Raw genomic sequence first — 1,452 nt, 5'->3', positions numbered from 1 at the left:
GTTTAAGTCCCACTAACCCCACCAACAAACTTTTTCAGCAAACCCTAGCTACAATGAGCGATTTTTATTAAGGTTAATAATTGTAATTGCTTTTCTCAGAAAAAATCAATTATTGAAAATGTTCTCAATAGTAGTTTCCACAATCAAGGTTTTTCGGAGAAACATCTTGGCATCTTGGGGGAATGTAAAAATAGATAAAAACATCTGAAGATCTGCGGAATATTCGCTATATTATATGTAGTCACTGCCATCTATCTATTGCTCCTGATCTACCCGTGGATATACTAGGACAAAATCCTTATTTACTACTTCATACCGAGAAGGGAAAGCGTTTTTTCCCTCTCGTGGGGAGACCTTACTGGACAATCGGACGGGGCAAAGACAACGATATCGTGATTAAAGATTACTGTATCTCTCGCAATCACGCTATTTTACAATCCACGGAAACAGGAGATTTTTATCTGATCGACCTCGGTAGTCGCAATGGAACTTTTGTTAATGGCAGAAGGGTAGCCATTCCCGTAACTATCCATGACAAAGATCGGATCACCTTTGGCCAAACCGAAGTGCAGTTCTATCGTCCTACTCCCACTAATATAGGCAAGCAACCGCACAATTTAGAATGGGATACCCCCACCTCCGCCCTCCATGAACGTCGCTTAACATCGGTGATGGTGGTGGATATACGAAATTTTACGGCTTTAACGAGGCAATTAGACGAAAAAGTGCTTTCTTCTCTGATTGGCAATTGGTTTCGCCATGCCGGGAGTATTATCCGCAGTTCCGGCAGTTGGGTAGATAAATATATTGGTGATGCGATCATGGCCATCTGGTTTCACGGCCAACAGGAAGTCAATCAAGACGATATCTTGCAAATTTTCCAAGCAATTACGCAAATATACAGGATGACCCGGGCCTTAAGCGAAGAATATCCCTTACCCTTTAAATTACGCATCGGTGCGGGAGTGAATACCGGTTATGCCATGGTGGGCAATACTGGCAGCGGTGAACATCCAGATTATACGGCGATCGGCGATACGGTCAACGCCGCTTTTCGTTTAGAGTCGGCTACTAAAGAAATGGGTAGGGATTTAGCCATCGGAGCAACTACCTACAGTTATCTCATCGGTTTACCCCATCTCCACCAAGCTTTTAATCAACATACCGTCAGTCTGAAAGGATACGACGATAACACTATTACCTACGGAACCACTTTTGATCACTTAGATCGTTTCCTCGATGCCAACAGTAGTGAGGAGATGACCGGAATTACAGGAGTTGCCAACAGTGTCGGTTTTCAGGATTTAAATTAAGTCACTAACCCCGCCCTAAAAGGGACGGGGCTTGCCTAGACCAATTTAGGCGACGCAAGTAGAGACTACCGCATCGAGACACAATCTGGCACAGACCTCCGAATACTTCCCTAGTTCGGATTCCCTCTCAGCTTTATTG

1 protein-coding gene is annotated in these 1,452 nt (G+C 43.9%); it reads left to right on the top strand.

Annotation, left to right across the window (positions count from 1 at the left end):
• Positions 1 to 275 precede the first annotated feature (275 nt).
• Positions 276 to 1,313 (top strand): adenylate/guanylate cyclase domain-containing protein, encoded by a 1,038-nt coding sequence (locus tag PX636_RS17045; RefSeq protein ID WP_288117987.1) that lies wholly within the window; start codon positions 276 to 278, stop codon positions 1,311 to 1,313.
• The last annotated feature ends 139 nt before the right edge of the window (positions 1,314 to 1,452 follow it).

Origin of the sequence: Microcystis sp. M53598_WE2 (genome assembly GCF_030067735.1) — a bacterium.
Lineage (GTDB): Bacteria > Cyanobacteriota > Cyanobacteriia > Cyanobacteriales > Microcystaceae > Microcystis > Microcystis aeruginosa.
The sequence above is the reverse complement of the archived record's forward strand: the minus strand, read 5'-3'. Positions and strand labels throughout refer to the sequence as shown.